Raw genomic sequence first — 16,560 nt, 5'->3', positions numbered from 1 at the left:
GAGGATCGTAGTTCAGATGATGTCGCTTGGGATCTAACGACGTAAACCGGTATTTTTGCGCCAAGCCTTCGGCATCACTGTTCACTGACAGATAGGCTGTGTTAGAACTTCGTTAAATCGCTTGGTCAGGATAGGTGACGATGAAATCGACTACGGCTCTAATGCGGCTCTTGTTATCCACGCTACTAGTTGGCCTGCTGAGTGCCTGCAACAACGCAACGGCAGATTTTCGCGCCGAGTTGGTAACGGATGGCGTTCGCTCGCCCTGGGGTGTGGCCTGGTTGCCCTCCGGTGACATGCTGATCACCAGTCGTCGGGGCGAATTCTATCGCTTGACCGCCCATGGAAAACTTCAGGCAATCGCCGGTTTGCCAGAGGTAGATGTGAATGGACAAGGCGGCTTATTGGATGTGGCGGTGCATCCGGACTATGCCGACAACGGCTGGATTTACCTCTCCTACTCCAGTCCAGCCGGCGAAGGGCGGGGCAGCAATACAGCCGTACTTCGGGGCCGCTTACAGGATAAAACTCTGGTCGACAGCAAGGTGTTGTACAAGGGCGAGCCGAACTCCGGGCGGGGCCAACACTACGGCAGTCGTATCGTTCTGGACGGCAAGGGTCACCTGTATTTTTCCATTGGTGATCGCGGCGCGCGGGATGAAAACCCCCAGGATCTTTCCAAAGATGGCGGCAAGATTTACCGGCTTACGGACGACGGTCAGGTACCTGATGACAATCCTTTTGTGGTGCAGAAGAATGCGCTCCCAGCGATATATTCACTGGGCCACCGCAACCCTCAAGGTATGGCGTTGAATCCGAAAACGGGTGAGCTATGGTTGCACGAACACGGCCCGCGTGGCGGCGATGAAATCAATATCGTCAAAGCTGGTGCCAACTATGGCTGGCCGATTCTGAGCTATGGTGTCAATTACAGTGGCACCCGGTTTGCCGAAGGCCAGACCCGAGAGGGTTACGAATCGCCCATCCACTATTGGGTGCCATCGATTGCCCCCTCTGGTATGACCTTTGTCACCAGCGAGCATTACCCCGAGTGGCAGGGGCATTTGCTGGTGGGCTCATTGAAATTTGGCTATGTGGTGCTCTGTCGCCTAGACGGTGATCGGGTGGTCCGCACCGAGCAGGTGCTGGAAGGTATTGGTCGCGTTCGCGATATCAAGCAGGGGCCGACCGGCTTGATTTACGTAGTGACTGAGAATAATGGCATCTTCAGGATTCCTTCCCGCAAGGGCTAGAAGGCGCTTTTGCCGGTTGCCAGTATCTGATAGCTGTCGATGTTGTAGCGTTCACGCAAGGGCACGGCAATATCGAGGTGCACTACTTTGTCCTTGCCGGCCTTGCTTGAACTGAAGCGAAGACCAAAGCCTACGTTCGCGAGGTTGGTGGTATTGTTTATCTGGGGCGTTTCCGTGTCCCGCGTGCGGCCCACATCGATATAGGCGACTGCGCCGACCCTGAACAGATTAAAGATATGCCAGTCGGTAAAATGGCGCCGCTCCACCGTGAGCAGCCAGCGCTGGTTCCCGCGCTGGGTATCATTGGGGTAGCCCCTCAGGTTGTCGTTGCCGCCACTGGTCAGTTGTTCGTTTTGCTCAATATTGCGGCCCGCATCCAATCGCAGGCGCGCGTACCAGCGGTTTTTCTGATCAATAAAATGAAAATATCGGGTTTCAAAGTTTGCAAAGGTGCTTTTGGCCTTATCCGTATTGGTGTTGTAGCGACCATCAATGCCCGCATAAAACTGCATGATGTGATGCCTGCCCACACTGAGTGTGTATTGGTGTTGAAGGCTGTATAACACCGCATCTTCGCTGCTCCCCCAATTTTCACTGGCGTAGCCCATGCGAGTAGACCAGTAAGCGCCCAGACGAATGTCCTCCTGCCGGCCAATCTGATTGATATTGGTCGTCGTCCAGAAACGGTCTTCAATGTATTCCCAACCCATCCACGGGTAGCGCAATTGCCTATCTTCGGGCGGGTCAATAGCGCTGTCCGGGAGATCTGTGTACACGGTAGAGGATTCGGTAATGCCGACCGTCCAGCGCTGGCTCACATTGTCGATCAATCCACGTGACCAGCCGCCGTAGACCTCATAGAGCTCAATCTCAGTTTTGAAGGTATTTAGCCGTTCCTGAGCCGTATCAATATCGTCGATGCGATCTTCCTGCAGTGCATACACACCGTAGGACCAGGGCGTATTGAGAGAGTAGAAGGGGCGGGCAATGCCGGCCTCTTTAACCGAGCCATCAGACGTTTCGGAGTAGGTCAGATCGAGTTCGGTATGGTTGCTAAACAATTGGTCGTGTCCGTAGCTGACACTGTAGCCACTGCGGTCATCATTGCGGAAATAACCTAGCGCCAGCGACTGCCCGGTACCCAGCAGGTTAGATTCGCTGATACCGACGCTGCTTTTGTTCTCGCCACCGGTGCGGGAAAACGACGTCGATGGCGTCAGCGTCCAGATATCTCGCACCACCGCCAACAGATCGACTTCATCGCCGCAAGCCCGGCGAGGTACCAGCATGGCATCAGCCAGGTAATCATTCTCCCGTAGCAGGCGTTCGTTCTCGGCTACCAGCTTTGCCTTAAGAGGTTTGCCACTTTCAAGAGTAAGCTGGCGCGAGATTGTAAACGGGCGAGTATCGATGTGAAGGGTATTGATCAGTCGGTAAAGCCGGTTAGATTCGTCCGGATCGTTCTCATTGAAAATAGGTAGCACGACCGGCTCGATCTCACCGATAGTCATACCATCAAAGGCGGAGTAATCAATCGATTTGCGAGTATCCACAAAATCGAATAAGCGCGGATCATTGCGGGTGTAGAAGGCCTGACACCCTGAGTCTGCTTCTGCTGCCGCTAATCCAGACAGAGTCAGCAGCAGAAAAGAGGTTGCCCACTGGGTCCTCATACACTGATTGTATCCCCGTTGTTCCTCCGATCAGGTTAAGGGTACGGAGTGTAAAAAAGGCGGGCAATGGAAAAGGGAATATTTGGGTAAGGTTTCACCTAGAAGAGAGAGCTTCCTTTGAGGCTCAAGAGATGCCTTGTCTTCATGCGACGTATGATAAGCACAGGGCGACGAGCCTTCGTAATCTAGTCTCCGTCACTTAAGTCCACGGCATAGTACAGCAGTCAGTATAAGTAAAAACCACAATAGCTCTTGCTTTGCATAATGAGCAATAGTTAGCGCTAACCTGTCCGCGGAGTGGTTATGACCGTTGTTACTGCACTAGACAGCGAGTTGGCCGCGGAGTCTCAAAGTGGTCGCAAGCGCTATCTCACAGTCGCGACTCGACTCGCGTTTATGCTTGTATTTGCGGCGCTGTGGATGGGTGGAAGTCTATATCTTGCTATTCCATGGATTAACGCACTCGCCAACGATATCGGGCTCGTGGCAGCGTGGCTGGTTGTCGCCGGTATCGCGCTGATTCCCGGTTATATCAACGCTTTTCTCATCGCTGGTTTGCTTTTCGACTGGCGTCCCAAGTTCAAACCGTTAGAACAAGCGCCGGGTTTAAGTATCCTGATTGCTGCCTATAATGAAGAAGATTCTATCTATGGCACACTTGGGTCAATTTATAGTCAGAATTACCCCGGTCCTCTCCAGATTGTTGTTATCAACGATGGCTCACAGGATCGCACAGCTGAGATCGTCAGGGAGTTTCAGGTCTTGGTTGAGCGCTTGCAGGTGCATTACACGCTTGAGCTAATCGATTGTCCAAAGAATGCGGGTAAAGCGGCGGCCTTGAATCAAGGCTTAATGCAAGCAAAATACGATCTCGTTGCTACAGTTGATGCGGATTCCATGCTTTTTGGTGAAGCACTTCTGAATATCGTAACCAATCATGTTCGTAGCCCAAGTCGGACGGCTTCTACCGCAGGGTGTGTTCTTGTCCGTAACTCTCGAAAGAATATGCTCGCAAAGTTGCAGGAGTGGGACTATTTTCTGGGCATTTCCGTCGTCAAACGCATTCAGTCACTATTGCAGGGGACGTTAGTCGCGCAAGGCGCATTTTCGGTTTACAACAAATCTGCGCTCGAAGAAATTGATGGTTGGCGGGATACGGTTGGGGAAGATATTGTCCTTACATGGAAGATTATCGAAAAAGGATATAGGGTCGGGTTCGCCGAAAATGCTTTTGCGTTTACTAATGTGCCCGAAGATTACAGGACATTCTACAATCAGAGAAAGCGTTGGTCGCGCGGCTTGATTGAGGCTTTTAAACGCTCTCCTCGTGTACTGATTCAGCTGCGTTTGAATACGCCGTTTGTTTGGCTTAATGTTCTTTTCCCCTATCTGGATTGTATTTATCTTTTTATTTTCCTGCCCGGTGTTCTGGGCGCGATTTTCTTTAAATACTACGCCGTGGCTAGTATCGTGACATTGCTCTTACTGCCATTGATACTTATCCTGAATTTGCTGATGTACGTGAAACAAGTGTCAGTATTTAACCAATATGGACTCAAAGTGCGTCGAAATATACTGGGAGCGTTAGTTTTCATGCTTGGGTATCAGGCAATCCTAGCTCCCGCTTGCATCGTTGGTTATGCATCTGAAATGTTTAACCTGAGGAAAAGTTGGTGAGGTTTTGCATCGCCGTCTTTCTCGGTGCTGTGTTGGTCGTGCCGAATTTTTCTGTTGCTCGTGAGCGCCTGACTATAGATACAAATATTGCTCGCGATTCAGATCGTGCAAAACATGATAGCTACTACTTGAAGTATCGTTATGACAGGGGGACGCGAGAAAGCCCGAGCTATTGGGGTTTCGGTGTTGGGAGCCGCCAGATACGGGATCGTCAGGGTGAATCTACTTACAGTGGCGTGGCTGTAGAGATGCAGCAGCCACTCAATCAGGCAGTCGTCTTGCGTGCACAGGCTGCCAAGCTGTTAGACACCGATTGGTCGCCGTGGACCGGAAGCACTGCTTTAGTTATTACACCCAACCCCAGGCTTTACGCGGAAGTGTTTGCTGAGCGAGATATCGTCGATACCACGCGAGCAATTGAGCAAAATCTTTGGGTTAAAACTTTCGGTATATCGTCTGACTATAAATTGCATCCCGAGCTGACATTGGTAGGCGCATTCTTCGGTCAGCGATTCAGTGACCATAACTCGCGAACAGGCAAAGTAGCACGCATGCTTTGGGAGGTTACTTCCGTACCTTGGTTTATGGCGGAATTACGCTACAAGGTTCTAACGGCTGAATTTAATGGTGATGGTTATTTCAGTCCGGATAGGCTCACAGAGTCACTTGCATTGGTGACTTTTCGAGGTACTATTTTCGAGGAAAGTCATGCGCTGAGTTTGCAGCTAGGGGCAGGGAAGCAGGAGGTAAACCGAGAATTTTCTCAGGACCTGTATTTGGCTGAATTTAAGGCGCGTGGTTGGTTTACCGACAGCGTCGGACACGAATTGACGCTGGGCTGTAAAAACACCGGCGATGTCAGCTTTGCCGCTCAAGCCAGTGACTACCGATATTGCTACTCCAGACTGCAACTGCACAAAGTATGGTAGCTTTTGTTTAAAAGCTCTGGGCATTGCGTCATTACGGTGTGTGCCTTTCTAGGAAATCCGCCAGATGCCCCAAATATGCCCCCAGGTGTACCGAATTCCCTCGGAATATGGGGGCTTATTAAAGCAAAAACCCCGCATTTGGCGGGGGTTTCGGTCTTCTTCGGAATGTCCTGGAAGGGTAATTGGTGGAGCCGGGGGGATTTGAACCCCCGTCCGTCAGCACTCTGCCGAGAGCTCTACATGCTTAGTTTCCGTTTATTGATTTAGCCTCACACAGCCCAACGGTCAGGACGTGGTCGGCGAGCCTGCTTAAAGTTTAACAGCTCCGTGACAGGCACACTTTGCTGCGATCCCATTCTATATGACAGTCAATAACGCGGTATGGGCACCTTGCTATCGACCGCTAGCGGGGTTTAGGCCGCTAGAGCGTAGTTGTCGTCGTTGGCAACTATAAGATAACAGCTTTGGATTAACGTGATTCGCTGTCATCACGGCATGCACTCACGGTTTTGTTACCGGCGTCGAATCCAAATCGGCCCCAAAACCTGAACCCGTATTGTAACTGACTGTTGCTGTGGCGTCATGGTTTATACGGCTTCTATGTTGAGTTGGACGCCTGCGAGGGCGATGAGTTCCTGTTCGTCGTCCAAATCGGCGCGAGTTAGGGGGTTTTGATTCAGCCAGCTTTCCGGGGCAGTGAGGGTCAGAGCTTTCTTGCCGGTGGCGTTTAGCGTCACTTCTTTCGGGATGCTGCGGCTCTGGCGGCGACGGTGAAGGATGCAGGCGAGACGAAACAGGGCGACCAGCAGCCAGTCGGGTTTCAGGCTGGAGGGGGCGTCGCTGATTTTCGGTTTACGGCGGTGATTGAGTACAAGAAAGGCCAGCCGCGCCTGCTCCTGTCGGGAGAAGCCGGGCATGTCGGCGTTGTTTAAAATATAGGCGCCGTGCTTGTGGTAGCCGCCGTGGGCAATGGCGAGGCCAATCTCATGGAGGGCAGACGCCCAGCGCAGCTGAAGCTCTGCCTCAGTCGGTTCGGTTTTGAGCTCTTTTTTTACACCCGGCAACCAGCGAAGTGCTAGCTTGCAAATGCGCTGGGCCTGCGAGGTGTCTACATGATATTGCCCGACCAAGTGGTTGATGGTGCTTTCGCGGGTGTCGTGGTGGTGCAGGCGGCCGGCGAGGTCGTGAATAATGCCTTCGCGAATGGCGTAATCGGAGGTCTGCATCTGGTTGATGTCGAGTTCCTCAAACAGGGCAAGCAGAATCGATAGCCCTCCAGGTAGCACGCTCTGGCGTTCGTTGCTAAGGCCTTTGAGGTCGACGTCTTCGCAGGATTTAAACTCGAGCAGGGTATCGCGAAGGGCGGTAAGGCTTTTGCGGGTGATAACGCTGCTGTCGCCGAGGGCATTATCTCGCACAATGCGGCCAATGGTGCGAATGGTGCCGGAGGCACCAACCGCTTCGTCCCAGGTGCCGCGAAAGGCTTCTATGTATGGGGCGAGTTCGCGGGCTGCTGCGTTGTGGGCTTTTTTGAAGGCGGACTCACTGAGCTTGCCGTCCGGAAAGTAGCGGCGGCTGAAGCTGACGCAGCCCATATCCAGACTTTCCATCAGTTGCGGTTTCTGTGCCCCAACCACGAGCTCGGTGGAGCCGCCGCCGATATCGACTACCAGTCTCCGCGAATCGCCGGGTGAAAAATCATTCGCCACTCCCAGGTAAATCAGACGGGCCTCTTCCGTACCCGAGATAATATTGATCGGGGAGGGCAGAATGTTCTCTGCCTGTGAAATGAAGCTCTCTGCATTGATGGCACTGCGCAGCGTGTTGGTGCCTACAATACGGATGTGGTCTGCAGGCACTCCGCACAGGCGCTCGGCCATTTTTTTCAGGCTGGCGAGGGCGCGTTCAATGGCCTCGTCCGACAAGGTATTGTGTTTATCCAAGCCGGCCGCAAAGCGAACCATGTCTTTGTGAGTGTCAATAATGATCAGTTTGCTTTGGTCGAAGCGAGCAATCAGCAGGTGAAAGCTGTTGGAGCCCAGATCCAGGGCGGCATAGACTTCCGGCTTGTCGTCAGATGGCATGGGGTTCCGCAAACTCCGGTTAAGCGGCAGGGCAAAGGCTTTTCTGCAGTGTAGCGGCAGCCTTTAGGGATTGCGACCGCCCTTGGAAGCTATCGCAGGAAATATGTCGCAAGACCTCTTTTCGGCAATCTGCATTGCTGTCATAAAGTCGACATAAACGTACTATAGGCTGGTGCTGGACACTGTGTTTTGTGGATGGAGTATTGAATGACTGACTCAGGTGTGCGGGATAACTGGATCCCGAAGGAGTTGAGTTGGCTATCATTTAATGAGCGCGTACTGCAGGAGGCTGCAGACGCGTCGGTACCCATTATTCAGCGGGTGCGCTATCTCGGCATCTTCTCCAATAACATGGATGAATTCTTTCGGGTTCGCGTGGCTGATGTGCGCCGACTGGCGGCCTTTTCTACGCCCTCCAAGCAGGAAGAATTCAAACAACTACTGGAAAAAATCCAACTCAGAGTGGTCGAATTGCAGCGCCGCTTCGATCAGATTTATCTCGCCACGCTGAAAGACCTGCGCAAGCGCGGTATTTATCTCGTTAGCGAGCGCCAACTGGACGATCACCAGCGCGAGTTTGCCCGCAATTACTTTTTCGAGCACATTCAGCCGGAGTTGGTGCCTATCATTCTGGATGATAACTACCCGTTGCCTGAGCTCAATGACGCGTCTATTTATCTGGCCATCAAGTTGGTATCGGCAGATCAGGTGCGCTATGCCATTCTCGAAGTGCCCACGAATCGCCTGAGCCGTTTTATCAGTATCCCGTCGCGCAAGGGCAAGCGTGGCAAGGTCATGATGGCGCTAGAGAACCTGATTCGGGTTTGTCTGCACGATGTATTTCGCGGCATTTTCCAGTTGGATAGCGTTGAGGCCTACACCATTAAGCTGACTCGAGATGCGGAGCTGGAGCTGGGTGAGGAGGTCACAGAAAGCTTTTTTGAGCGGATGGAGCGCAGCCTAAAGCGACGCCGTAAAGCCGACCCAGTGCGTTTTGTGTACGACAGTGATATGCCCGAAGACCTGCGCGACTATCTGGCGCGCCGCCTTGGCCTCGGTCGTCTCGACTCCGTGTTGCCGGGCGGGCGTTACCACAATTCAAAGGATTTTATGGGCTTCCCTAACCTCGGGCCAGCCTATCTGGAATTGAAGCCATTGCCGAAAATTCCGGTGCCGGCAATTGATGCTCACGACAATATTTTTGATGCCATTGCCCAGCAGGATGTGCTGCTCTACTACCCTTACCACAGTTTTACCTACGTAATTAACCTGCTGCGTACGGCGGCGATTGATCCAGCGGTGCGTTCGATTTCTGTGAGTCTGTATCGGGTGGCGTCGAACTCTCATGTGGTAGATGCACTGATTAACGCCGTGGCCAATCACAAAGACGTGACGGTGGTGGTTGAGTTGCAGGCGCGTTTCGATGAGGAGGCCAATCTGGCGTTGTCCCATCGCCTGCAGGAGGGTGGGGTAAACGTGATTTTCGGCGTGCCGGGGCTGAAAGTGCACGGCAAGCTCATCTCCATTACCCGCCAGGAAAATAACACGGCCCGTTATTACACCCATATTGGCACCGGAAATTTCAATGAAAAGACCGCGGAGGTCTATACGGATTTCAGTCTGCTGACCTACGATCAGGAAATTGGTGAAGAGGCCGCCAAGACCTTCGAGTTTATTCGCTACAACTATCGTCGTCCGGACTACAAACATCTGGTTGTGTCGCCGATCAACAGCCGTGAACGCCTGTTGGGCATGATTGATCAGGAAGTCGAAGCCGCGAAGGGGGGCGAGGACTCCGGTTTGACCTTTAAGTGCAACAACCTTGTGGATTCTGACTTGATCGATAAGCTCTACGAAGCGAGTCAGGCAGGTGTGCCGATCCGGCTGATTGTGCGTGGCATGTGCTCACTGGTGCCCGGTATCAAAGGCGTTAGCGACAATATTGAAGCGATCAGTATCGTCGATCGTTTTCTGGAGCACCCGCGCGTGTACATGTTTTATAACGGCGGTGACCCCCGATACTTTTTGTCATCGGCGGATTTGATGACGCGCAATATTGATTACCGGGTAGAAGTGATGTGCCCGGTCTACGACCCGGTGGCGAAGAAAACCCTGCAGGATATTCTCGATATTCAGTGGGCAGATAACGTAAAGGCGCGGGTGCTGGAGTCGAATCTGGTCAATCGCTTGCGTTTGCCGCGCAAAAAGAAAACCAAGCGTATTCGTTCGCAAGAGGCTATTCACCGCTACCTGAGCAAGGGCCGCCTACCGCGTCTGCGCAAGCTTAGCTATCGCCCGCCAAACGGTGACTAGGTTTTTACGACAAGCAGATTGCCGGTGACCTTGCGCGGCTTGCTGATGTCGCCGTCAAGCAGTTCGCCACCGAAGTCTTTAGCGCAGCGTTTGGCGAGCTCCAGAAAGGGTGGGCGACCGGGGTCTGCAATAATAATCGTGCCGACTTTGGCTTTAACGGACCTTTTTACCAGGCTGTAGAGTGGCTCGATCAATTCATCCCAGAAACAGATATCGCCGCCCAGCACATAATCAAAGCCTTTCAGGTCTTTGACTTTCAATTCTTCATAACGCGCAACGACGGTTTCCACTTCGACATCATTGAGCAGACTATGAGTTTCCAAAAACGGGAACACGTGTGGGTCGGCGTCGGTCGCCGTGACGTTTGCTTCAAAGTGTTTGGCGCAAAATATCGAAAGCAAACCCCAACCGGCGCCGACTTCAAGCATGTCCGCGCCCAGTTCCGGCTCGTTTTTCTTCAGATAGTCCATGATCATAAAGCTGGAGCCCCAGACTTTGGTGCCGTGAATCTCAGGTGTCGGCAGCTCGTCGGTGATGTGCTTGATCAGGTGGTGCTTTTTTTTGAGGATGATTAGATCGTTGAGGTAGTAATAATCTTCAGTAGCCATGCGCACTCGTATTATTCAGTCTGCCTGAACCCCAGTGTGCCAGCGTTAGATGACAGTTTCAGGCGGGTAGATCTTTGGGCGAATCGAAGTGTATCAGGTCGGCGCAGCCCGCGCGTATTTGATCCCAGTATTCCACTTTAAGCTGCAGCTCGGCAAAGCCGGCGGTGGGGAAGTGGCGGTGACCCTGGCCTGTCAGCACTTCCAGCAGATCTTCCAGTGCCGGATTGTGGCCAACCAGCAGAATACATTGCAGGCGTGTGTCGCGGTCTTTTAACCAGTTCAGCAAATCATTGTGATCGAAGCTATAGAGCGCGTCGTCGAGCGTGAGCTCGCCCGAGGGGGCATCGAGTGCGTTACGTACACGTTTGATGGTGCTGCGACAGCGCTTGGCTGGGCTGCTGAAAATATGTTCAACCGCGCTACAGTGCTTCTCGATAACGCTGGCCACCGCGACTGCGTCGCGCTTGCCGCGTTTCGACAGCGGACGGTCGAAATCATCGAGAGAATCGTCGTCGTGGCTGGATTTAGCGTGTCGTAGTAAGTAAAGCGTCTTCACTTGTTGTGTTCGCGCAGTACGCGCTGCTTCTGCCGATCCCAATCGCGCTCTTTTTCGGTATCGCGTTTGTCGTGCTGCTGTTTGCCCTTTGCCAAGCAAATCTCGGCTTTGATCAAATGCTTTTTCCAGTAGAGCGCAGTACACACACAGGTATAGCCTTTTTGCTGTGTGGCTTCAAGCAATCGGCTTAGCTCCTTGCTGTGCAGCAAGAGCTTGCGGGTGCGGGTCGGGTCCGTCACATAGTGAGTGGACACCGTTTGCAGCGGAGTGAACTGGGCTCCAATCAGCCAGGCCTCGCCATCCCGAAGAAAGACGTAGCTCTCGGTGATCTGTGCCTTGCCGGCGCGGGCGCTTTTCACTTCCCAGCCCTGCAGGGAGACACCGGCCTCGAACTTGTCGGTGAGATGATAGTCGTGACGCGCACGTTTGTTCAGTGCGATCGTCGAACTCGGTTGTTTGGGTTTCTTGGCAGCCATGGGCGCGCATTATAGGGCTTCTCACTGGTAAAGCCTACGGAGCTGAGCCAAAATGCCAGCAGATCAGCTATTTATGGGGAACAGCATTGCAACGAGACACCCTGCAGGGAGTTTGGGTCAGTCGCTGGACATTTGTGGCGGCGGCTTCAGGGCTGGCTATTGGCCTCGGCAATTTCTGGCGCTTTCCCCATGAGGTTGGCCACCACGGCGGCCTGCTCTACATCCTCGCGTATTTGGCCTTTCTTTTGATATTGGCAACCCCCGTTATGCTGGCCGAAGTGGTGATGGGCTCGCGCGGTCGCGCCAACCCCGAAACCGCTATTCAATTTCTTAATCTCGAATCTGGCAGTCGCCCTGAATGGCGGCTGGTGCCGGTATTGGCAATGGTCACGGGCTTGCTGATTCTGGTGCATATGTCAGTGATCGCGGGGTGGGTTAGCAGTTATGCCTATTATTTGGGTGATCACAAATTGGGCGCTATCAGTATTGAGTTTGCCGCTGAATATTTCGGCGATTACGTTCAGTCGAAAGAGGAAATGCTGAAGGGTTTCACGGGTTTCATACTGATTCTGCTGCCTTTGGCGATGATGCGAATGACGCTCGCGACGGGGCAGATTCTGCGTCTGCTGGTCCCCATCATTCTGATTGCCCTGCTGTGTATGGCCTATGCCGCGTCCCAGATGGGGAATTTCCCGGCAGGCCTGTCCTGGATGCTGGCAGTGCGGCCCGAGGATTTCGGGCCTGACGCGATTGTTTCGGCGCTGGGGCAGGCTTTCTACTCGCTGGGTATTGGGGTGGGGGCGATGATGATTTACGGGGCCTATTTCCCCGACGGTCGCTCGATTTCCCGCCAGGTAGGTGCGGTTGCGATCATTGATACGGTGGTGGCGCTGGTAGCGGGGATCAGCATCTATGCGCTGGTGTTGGATTACAATATCGAACCGGGCAACAGTGTGCCTCTGCTCTTTATCAGTCTGCCCTATGTATTTGGCAATCTGCCCTTCGGGGATCTATTGGGCGGAGCATTTTTTATTCTGGTAGGGCTGGTAATGCTTTGCAGTGCGCTGGCACTGCTCGAGCCGGCACTGGCCTGGGCGGTGGAGAAAACACCGCTGCCGCGCTGGGCTGCGGCCTTGGGATTAGTGTTTGCTGTATGGCTTGCGGGTGTTTGGCTCATTGATGATGTAGCGGCGCCAGGCGCTGCAACCCGGCTGTTTTTTCTCAATCGCCTGACCTCGGAACTGCTGTTGCCGCTCAGTGCGCTCGGCCTTGCGCTGTATGCGGGCTGGGTGCTGCGCGATGTGCAGGCTCGGGACGAGCTCTACTACTGTAAACCGCGCACATTTTGGATTTGGCGAATACTTTTGCGGTATATTGCGCCCCCCGCCATTGTGGCGGTTTTGATACTGGCCAATTTTCCCCAGCTGTGAACGTGCCATGACAACTATCAGTCGCAGTGCCTTGCTGCCATATTCCGCTGATCAGGTTTTTGAACTGATCAATGATGTCAGTGCCTATCCGCAATTTATGGATGGCTGCGTTGGTGCCGAAGTCCTTTCAGAAAGCGCGGACTCGATGGTGGCTCGTCTGGATCTGTCTCGCGCAGGTGTGCGGCAGAGTTTCACGACGCGCAATGCCTTACAGCGTCCCACGGAAATCAAGCTGGAGCTGGTGGATGGTCCCTTTGAGGCGTTTACCGGGCGCTGGACGCTGCTGGTATTAAATGAACAGGCCTGCAAGGTCTCATTGTTTTTGAGTTTCACGCTAAATAGCAGTGTATTGAGTGCTGCGGCGAAGCAGCTGTTTAATGGCGCCGCTAACTCGCTAGTGGATGCTGTGGTGAAACGAGCGAAATCCGTTTACGGCTGATTGTGCCGGGGTTGTGGAAAGATGAGTGAACAGATGATTCATGTGGAAGTGGTATATGCCACGCCGAAAAAACAGCAGATCGTTGAGCTTGAGCTGCCTGCCGGCACCAGTGTTCGCGAGGCTGCGTTAAAGTCCGGGCTCGACGCTCAGTTTGACGGATTGGATCTGGCGAAGGCGGATCTGGGAATCTTCGGTAAGGCGGTACCCAAGGCCGACAGCACTGAGCTAAAGGACGGCGATCGCGTTGAAATTTACCGTCCGCTGATTGCGGATCCGAAAGAAGTGCGCAAGCAGCGAGCGGCTAAGGTGAAAGCGCGTCAGGAAGCAGAAGGTCGCCGCTGAGTTACTGAAGTTGTTCTTCTTCGGGCTCAAACTGGCCGGGCTCGGCTGGCTCGAGGGGTTCCACGGGTGGGTTTTGTTCGGTCTTGGCAACGACTGTGCTCTCATAATGACTGAGTAGCCCATTGTCGAAGTAAACGGTCAGGCGCTGCTTCTCAACCGTGTCGTCTGGCTTGCGCAACACGTAAACGTAGTCCCAGCGATTACTGGAAAAACTGTCGCGAATGAGCGGCGTCCCCAACACAAATTCAACCTGTCCGGTCGACATGCCGGGTTCGAGCTGCTGAACCATTTCTTCGGTGACGATATTGCCCTGTTCAATCGGCAGCTTGTACACGCCGGGGAATTCCAGATTGCTGCAGGCGGCGAGCGGCAGAAGGACAAAAAGCAGGGCTAGAGTTTTACGCATCTTCGGGTACTTAACTTTCATCAGCGGTAAAGGCGTGGGATAATAGCGCATTACGTAAACCAACGCTAAGGGATAAGCCATGTCCTCCGAAAATCAGGAACTCAAGAAGGCTGGGCTGAAAATCACCCTGCCGCGCGTAAAGATTCTTGAGCTGCTGGAAACCGCCGAAAGCAACAATCAGCACCTTAGCGCAGAAGACGTGTATCGCACGCTGATGGAATCCGGTGAAGATGTGGGTCTTGCCACGGTCTACCGGGTTCTGACGCAGTTTGAATCGGCAGGCTTGGTCACTCGGCATAACTTCGAAGGCGGTCACTCGGTTTTTGAATTGGCTAAGGGCGAGCACCATGACCACATGGTTCGCTTGGACAATGGCGAGGTCATTGAGTTCTGTGACGAGGTGATTGAAAAGCGCCAGCGCCAGATCGCCGACGAAATGGGCTTTGAGCTGATCGATCACAGCCTGGTGCTGTACGTGAAACCGAAGAAAAAATAATCTGTTTTGATTGCAGAAAAGCCGGCCTCAGCGCCGGCTTTTCTGTTTCTGGCGGGCTGGCAGCAACAATCAGTGAGCGGTTGCTACCATCTCGCGGGCATGGGCCAGTGTGTTGTCGGTTATGGCTACGCCGCCCAGCATCCGCGCAATTTCCTCGACTTTTTCGTTGTCGTTCAGGGCCACCAGCTGGGTTTTGACTGACTTCTTGTCTGACTGCTTGCTGACCTTGATGTGATGATCTGCTTGACTGGCGACCTGAGGCTGGTGGGTGACACACAGTACCTGTGTGGTTTGGCCGAGCTGCTGCAGCAGGGTGCCGACGATCTCGGCGGTGGCGCCGCCAATGCCCACATCCACTTCGTCAAAGATAATGGTTGGTACAGTGACCGCTTGTGCGTTAACCACGTGAATGGCGAGGCTGATGCGGGACAATTCACCACCGGAGGCGATCTTGTTCAGCGGACCCGGCTTGCTGCCGGGATTGGTGCTGATCAGAAATTCGACGTCTTCCTGACCTTGATTACCGAGCGTGCCTGCCTCAACCGGCTCCAGATGGATCTGGAAGCGGCAGTTGGCCATGGACAGGTCAGCCAGATGGGCTTCTACCTTCTTGCTGATAGAGGTCGCTGCTTTCTGCCGTTTTTTGCTCAGGCTGTCTGCCGCTTTGCGATAGTCCTTTTCCAGCCTTACCAGCTCGGCGCTCAAGCCTTCAATGCTGCCGGCACCGCCCTGCAGGCCATCGAGCTCCTGTTGCAGGCGCTCCTGAACCTCCAGCAGTTCGTCGCCACGGCAGTGGTGTTTGCGCGCGATTTGATAAATCACATCGAGGCGTTCTTCCACCTGATGCAGGCGTTCCGGGTCCAGTTCGGCGCGATCCAGATGATGCTGCAGCTCGCGGCTGGCTTCTTCCACTTGAATCAAAGCGGTTTGCAGCATGTCTTCGGCGCTGCTCTGCTGCTCAGCCTTAACCGGGCTGCCCCGAAGCGATGACAGGGCCTGATGCAGAATGCCGAGGGCGTTGACTTCGCCTTCCTTACACAGGTTTAGCGCGTGATTGCTGGCGTTGAGAATGTGTTCGGCATTGGCAAGCGCCTGCTGCTCTTCTTCCAGTGCCTTCACTTCGCCGGGCTGAAGTGCCAGAGCCAGCAGTTCATCAAGCTGGTACTGGAGCAGCTGGGCACGGGCGGTGCGCTCGTCACTTTGCTCGGTGAGGGATTTCAGTTGCTGGCTGGTCTTGTGGTGCTGGCGGGCGAGGACGGCCACATCGCTGGCAAGATCCGTCGCCCCGGCGCAGATATCGAGCAGCTCGCGTTGGTAGTCTTTTTTCAGCAGGGATTGGTGTTCGTGCTGGCTGTGAATGTCGACCAGATACTCGCCGAGGGCGCGCACATCCTGCAGGGTTGAGGGCTGGCCGTTGATGTAGGCGCGAGAGCGCCCTTCGGCAGTGATTACTCGGCGCAGCATCAATTCGTCGCCGTCCAGCAGATCGCGACTGTCGAGCCAGCTTTTGGCGGCGGGCAGGGCGGTAATATCAAACAGTGCGTGGACTTCAGCTTTGTCGGTGCCGTGGCGCACGATACCGGCGTCGGCCCGATCACCGAGGGTTAGGCCGAGGGCGTCGAGCATGATGGATTTACCGGCACCGGTTTCTCCGGTGAGGGCTGTCATGCCGGACTGGAGGTCGATATCCAGATTTTCTGCAATAGCATAGTTGCGAATACAGAGATGGGTCAGCATACCGGGCACCTGTTTAAGCTTGTGGTCTGTAACTGGTTAATTGTATAGGTGTGGCTATTTATACAGTATAGGGCTGGCGGCCGGCAAGCCCCTGTTCACGCGGTGGTGTAAAAATATTCGGGGGCTGGCTAGAATGCTCGC

15 protein-coding genes and 1 other RNA gene are annotated in these 16,560 nt (G+C 53.9%); 8 read left to right on the top strand and 8 right to left on the bottom strand.

All coding sequences use genetic code 11. From position 1 onward, the window contains the following. Positions 1 to 140 precede the first annotated feature (140 nt). Positions 141 to 1,253, top strand: a complete 1,113-nt coding sequence (locus FHR99_RS05455) for a PQQ-dependent sugar dehydrogenase (protein WP_183409506.1) — start codon at positions 141 to 143, stop codon at positions 1,251 to 1,253. Here FHR99_RS05455 and FHR99_RS05450 read toward each other — a convergent pair. Then, positions 1,250 to 2,926: a BamA/TamA family outer membrane protein gene (locus tag FHR99_RS05450; protein WP_183409505.1), complete on the bottom strand. Its 1,677-nt coding sequence runs from the start codon at positions 2,924 to 2,926 to the stop codon at positions 1,250 to 1,252. The two genes, FHR99_RS05455 and FHR99_RS05450, sit on opposite strands and share 4 nt — an antisense overlap. A gap of 303 nt (positions 2,927 to 3,229) precedes the next feature. Here FHR99_RS05450 and FHR99_RS05445 point away from each other — a divergent pair, with 303 nt between their 5' ends. Next, a complete protein-coding gene (locus FHR99_RS05445; protein ID WP_246386461.1) occupies positions 3,230 to 4,603 on the top strand; it encodes a glycosyltransferase family 2 protein in 1,374 nt (457 codons plus the stop codon). Further along, positions 4,600 to 5,532, top strand: coding sequence for a hypothetical protein (locus FHR99_RS05440; protein ID WP_183409504.1), 933 nt, complete (start codon positions 4,600 to 4,602; stop codon positions 5,530 to 5,532). The genes FHR99_RS05445 and FHR99_RS05440 overlap by 4 nt, the downstream gene beginning before the upstream one ends. A 183-nt stretch (positions 5,533 to 5,715) precedes the next feature. On the opposite strand, the gene ssrA is transcribed toward FHR99_RS05440, so the two are convergent. Then, positions 5,716 to 6,072, bottom strand: a transfer-messenger RNA (tmRNA) gene (gene ssrA, locus FHR99_RS05435). A gap of 47 nt (positions 6,073 to 6,119) precedes the next feature. Further along, positions 6,120 to 7,616 (bottom strand): Ppx/GppA phosphatase family protein, encoded by a 1,497-nt coding sequence (locus tag FHR99_RS05430; protein ID WP_183409503.1) that lies wholly within the window; start codon positions 7,614 to 7,616, stop codon positions 6,120 to 6,122. Positions 7,617 to 7,823: 207 nt separating this feature from the next. On the opposite strand from FHR99_RS05430, the gene ppk1 reads away from it, so the two are divergent. After that, a complete protein-coding gene (ppk1, locus tag FHR99_RS05425) occupies positions 7,824 to 9,929 on the top strand; it encodes a polyphosphate kinase 1 (RefSeq protein WP_183409502.1) in 2,106 nt (701 codons plus the stop codon). On the opposite strand, the gene FHR99_RS05420 is transcribed toward ppk1, so the two are convergent. The 3 genes from FHR99_RS05420 to smpB are packed head-to-tail and all read right to left on the bottom strand — an operon-like array spanning position 9,926 to position 11,569. Further along, positions 9,926 to 10,537 (bottom strand): class I SAM-dependent methyltransferase, encoded by a 612-nt coding sequence (locus FHR99_RS05420; protein WP_183409501.1) that lies wholly within the window; start codon positions 10,535 to 10,537, stop codon positions 9,926 to 9,928. The genes ppk1 and FHR99_RS05420 overlap by 4 nt on opposite strands. A gap of 58 nt (positions 10,538 to 10,595) precedes the next feature. Continuing rightward, the gene (locus FHR99_RS05415; RefSeq protein ID WP_183409500.1) at positions 10,596 to 11,093 is read right to left on the bottom strand and encodes a histidine phosphatase family protein; all 498 of its coding nucleotides are present in this window, start codon (positions 11,091 to 11,093) and stop codon (positions 10,596 to 10,598) included. Next, entirely contained in the window at positions 11,090 to 11,569 is a 480-nt protein-coding gene (gene smpB / locus FHR99_RS05410; protein WP_183409499.1) for an SsrA-binding protein SmpB, read from the bottom strand. Before smpB ends, FHR99_RS05415 begins: the two co-directional genes overlap by 4 nt. 86 nt (positions 11,570 to 11,655) lie before the next feature. Here smpB and FHR99_RS05405 point away from each other — a divergent pair, with 86 nt between their 5' ends. The 3 genes from FHR99_RS05405 to FHR99_RS05395 are packed head-to-tail and all read left to right on the top strand — an operon-like array spanning position 11,656 to position 13,780. Continuing rightward, positions 11,656 to 12,999, top strand: coding sequence for a sodium-dependent transporter (locus tag FHR99_RS05405; RefSeq protein ID WP_183409498.1), 1,344 nt, complete (start codon positions 11,656 to 11,658; stop codon positions 12,997 to 12,999). 7 nt (positions 13,000 to 13,006) lie between these two features. Further along, complete coding sequence (locus tag FHR99_RS05400; protein ID WP_183409497.1) at positions 13,007 to 13,438, top strand: type II toxin-antitoxin system RatA family toxin; 432 nt, start codon at positions 13,007 to 13,009, stop codon at positions 13,436 to 13,438. Between the two features lie 21 nt (positions 13,439 to 13,459). Continuing rightward, positions 13,460 to 13,780, top strand: a complete 321-nt coding sequence (locus FHR99_RS05395) for an RnfH family protein (RefSeq protein WP_183409496.1) — start codon at positions 13,460 to 13,462, stop codon at positions 13,778 to 13,780. A gap of 1 nt (position 13,781) precedes the next feature. Here the strand turns inward: FHR99_RS05395 and FHR99_RS05390 are convergent, their stop codons facing one another. Further along, positions 13,782 to 14,267, bottom strand: a complete 486-nt coding sequence (locus FHR99_RS05390) for an outer membrane protein assembly factor BamE (RefSeq protein ID WP_246386459.1) — start codon at positions 14,265 to 14,267, stop codon at positions 13,782 to 13,784. Here FHR99_RS05390 and fur point away from each other — a divergent pair. Beyond that, complete coding sequence (fur, locus tag FHR99_RS05385; protein ID WP_183409495.1) at positions 14,266 to 14,682, top strand: ferric iron uptake transcriptional regulator; 417 nt, start codon at positions 14,266 to 14,268, stop codon at positions 14,680 to 14,682. The genes FHR99_RS05390 and fur overlap by 2 nt on opposite strands. A 69-nt stretch (positions 14,683 to 14,751) precedes the next feature. Here fur and recN read toward each other — a convergent pair whose 3' ends face one another. Further along, positions 14,752 to 16,419, bottom strand: a complete 1,668-nt coding sequence (gene recN / locus FHR99_RS05380; protein WP_183409494.1) for a DNA repair protein RecN — start codon at positions 16,417 to 16,419, stop codon at positions 14,752 to 14,754. Between the last annotated feature and the right edge of the window lie 141 nt (positions 16,420 to 16,560).

Origin of the sequence: Litorivivens lipolytica, from assembly GCF_014191715.1 — a bacterium.
GTDB classification, from domain to species: domain Bacteria; phylum Pseudomonadota; class Gammaproteobacteria; order Pseudomonadales; family Spongiibacteraceae; genus Litorivivens; species Litorivivens lipolytica.
This window is presented reverse-complemented; position numbering and strand designations above follow the sequence as displayed.